The sequence below is a fragment of the Immundisolibacter sp. genome (assembly GCF_028696615.1).
Taxonomy (GTDB): Bacteria; Pseudomonadota; Gammaproteobacteria; order Immundisolibacterales; family Immundisolibacteraceae; genus Immundisolibacter.
The window spans coordinates 1-2,830 of record NZ_JAQVGQ010000293.1 but is presented as its reverse complement, the minus strand read 5'-3'; the positions used below and the strand labels follow the sequence as shown (position 1 = coordinate 2,830).

3 protein-coding genes and 1 pseudogene are annotated in these 2,830 nt (G+C 70.5%); all 4 read right to left on the bottom strand.

Translation table 11 applies throughout. From position 1 onward, the window contains the following. Window positions 1–25 precede the first annotated feature (25 nt). Window positions 26–766, bottom strand: a complete 741-nt coding sequence (locus PHC73_RS13395; RefSeq protein WP_300129253.1) for a flagellar motor protein — start codon at window positions 764–766, stop codon at window positions 26–28. Window positions 767–781: 15 nt separating this feature from the next. Further along, entirely contained in the window at window positions 782–1,516 is a 735-nt protein-coding gene (locus tag PHC73_RS13390; RefSeq protein WP_300129252.1) for an RNA polymerase sigma factor FliA, read from the bottom strand. Beyond that, a complete protein-coding gene (locus PHC73_RS13385) occupies window positions 1,513–2,394 on the bottom strand; it encodes a MinD/ParA family protein (RefSeq protein ID WP_366949891.1) in 882 nt (293 codons plus the stop codon). The genes PHC73_RS13390 and PHC73_RS13385 overlap by 4 nt, the downstream gene beginning before the upstream one ends. Further along, window positions 2,387–2,830 (bottom strand): annotated as a pseudogene (locus tag PHC73_RS13380) (flagellar biosynthesis protein FlhF); the annotation flags it as partial. The pseudogene PHC73_RS13380 and the gene PHC73_RS13385, both read right to left, overlap by 8 nt.

Genomic DNA, 2,830 nt, shown 5'->3' with positions numbered 1-2,830 from the left:
GAGAGCTTGAAAAATTCACAAGCTCTCAGTGCAGGTAGCCGTGCAGTTTCATTTCGATGTTGCGCGGGTTCTCGCCGGCGGCGATCGCCGCCAGGCCCTCGATGGTCAGTTCCTTGAACTGGCTGCGGTGGTGCACCAGACCCTTGAGCTTGTTGGCCACCGGCAAAAAAAACAGATTGGCCATCCCCACGCCATAGATGGTGGCCACGAAGGCGACGGCGATGCCGCCGCCGAGCTTGCTCGGGTCGGACAGGTTCTCCATCACGTGGATGAGGCCCATCACCGCGCCCAGGATGCCGATGGTCGGCGCGTAGCCACCCATGCCCTCGAATACCTTGGCGGCGGCAGTTTCCTGATGCTCGGCGGCCGACAGTTCCACCTCCAGCACGCCGCGGATGGTGTCCGGCTCGCTGCCGTCGACCAGCAACTGCAGGCCTTTTTTGACGAACGGGTCGCTTTCGGACTCCGACATCGGCTCCAGGCCCAGCAGGCCCTCGCGGCGGGCGACGTTGCCCCATTCGACCATGCGCTCGATGGCGGCCTTGAAGTCGAGGCGGGGCGGCATGAACACCCAGCCGACCATCTTCATGGCGCGCAGGAACGTGGGCAATGGCGTCTGTACCAACACCGCGCCGATGGTGCCGCCAGCAACGATCAATAACGCGGTCAGCTGCAGCAGCGAACCGATGTGACCGCCTTCGAGTGCGTTGCCGCCCAAGATGGCGATGAACGAGACGACGATGCCGGCGAAGCTCAGGATGTCCATGCCCGGCGCGGACCGTCAGCCGTTCAGGCGCGCGCGCAGGCGCAGCAGCGCCTGGCCGTGGATCTGGCACACGCGCGACTCGCTCACGCCGAGCACCTCGCCGATCTCGCGCAGGTTCAGCTCCTGCTCGTAGTAGAGCGACATGACCAGTTTTTCACGCTCGGGCAGCAGGTCGACGGCGTCGGCGATGCGCGCGCGCAGGTCCGCCTCCTCCACCCGCGCCGCCGGGCCGGGGGCGGCGTCGGCGATGCCGTTTTCCCACGGCTCGTCGTCATCGTTGCCCAGATCGGCGAAGCGCACCACGCCGAATTCGGACGCCTCGCGCGCCAGCGTGTAATAGCTGTCGAGGTCCATGCCGAGCTGACGGGCGATGGCCTCGGCCGGCGCCTCGCCGCCCAGTTCCCGCTCGGCGGCGCGCGTGGCCTCGGTGAGCTGACGCAGCTTGCGCAGCGCCGCCCGCGGCAGCCAGCCGCCGCGGCGCAGCTCGTCGAGCATGGTGCCGCGGATGCGAATGCCGGCGTAGGTCTCGAAACTCGCGCCCTGGGTGTCGTCGAACCGCCGGGCGGCCTCCATCAGGCCGATCATGCCGGCCTGGATCAGGTCGTCCACCTGCACGCTGGCCGGCAACCGCGCCAGCAGGTGGTAGGCGATGCGCTTGACCAGCGGCGCGTGCGCGTGCACCAGCCGCTCGACCTCCTGCGCCGATACCGCGGGGCGGGCGGCGTTCTGGTATGCAAGCACTGCGTTCATGCCGAACCTCCCACCGCAGCCGGGGCCGGCTGCACCATGCGCTCGAAGAAAAACTCCACGTGACCACGGGCGCCGCGCGCGCGCGGCCAGCGTTCCACCTGCTCGGCCAGCTGGCGCAGCGCATACGCCGCCGGGCTGCGCGGGTAGGCTTCGACCAGCGGCTGGCGCGCCTGCACGGCACGGCGCAGGTAGTCGTCGAGCGGCACCGTGCCGGCGAACTCCAGCACCACGTCGAGGTACTGGTCGCACACCGACAGCAGCTTGCCGAACAGCTCGCGCCCGTCGCGCGAGCGGCGCACCTGGTTGCTGAGCACGCGAAACCGGCCGACGCCGTGGCGGGTACTGAGCAGCTTGATGAGCGCATAGGCGTCGGCCAGCGAGGCCGGCTCGTCGCATACCACCACCAGCACCTCCTGCGCGGCGCGAGCGAAGCTCAGCACCGCCTCGGACACGCCGGCGGCGGTATCCACCAGCAGCACGTCGAGGTCCACGGCGAGCTGCCCGAAGGCGCGTATCAGGCCGCCGTACACGGCCGGCGCCAGGTCGGCCATGCCGACCACGCCGGAAGCGGCCGGCACGATGCGCAGCCCGGCCGGCCCGTCGACGATGATTTCGTCGAGCTCGCGCTCGCCGGCCAGGACGTGTTCGAGCGTGAAGCGCGGCTTGAGGCCCAGCAGCACGTCCACGTTGGCCAGACCCAGGTCGGCGTCCAGCAGCATCACGGAGCGCCCGCGCTGGGCCAGCGCGACGCCGAGATTGACCGACACGTTGGTCTTGCCGACGCCGCCCTTGCCGCCGGTGACGGCGATCACCTGCACCGGCCGGGGCGCCTGCAGACCGCGCAGGCCGTGCGCCTGATCGACGGCAGCCTCAAGCATGGGCGGCCACCGACGGACGGGAGCTGGCCGGCGCCGCGGCGGCCCTGTGCCCGGCGCGCGCCTGCACGCGCTGGGCGGCCAGACTGACCAAATCGCGCGCCCGCGCCGGGCGCAGGTCCTCCGGCACGCGCTGGCCGTCGGTCACGCAGGCGATCGGCAGACGGTGGCGGATCAGCGCCGACAGCGTGCCGCCCAGGCTCGGGCATTCGTCGAGCTTGGTCAGCACGCAGCCCGCCAGCGGCAGCGTGCCGAAGGCGGCGATGGTTTCGTCGAGCATGGTCTCGTGGGCGTTGCTGGCCAGCGTGAGGTAGCAGCGCAGGCCGTCGCGGCGCAGGCTGGCCAGCGCCTCGCCCAGGCGCAGGTCGCGCTGGCTCATGCCGGCGGTGTCGACCAGCACCAGGCGCTTGTTGGCCAGCGCCGCCAGCGCCGTGGCCAG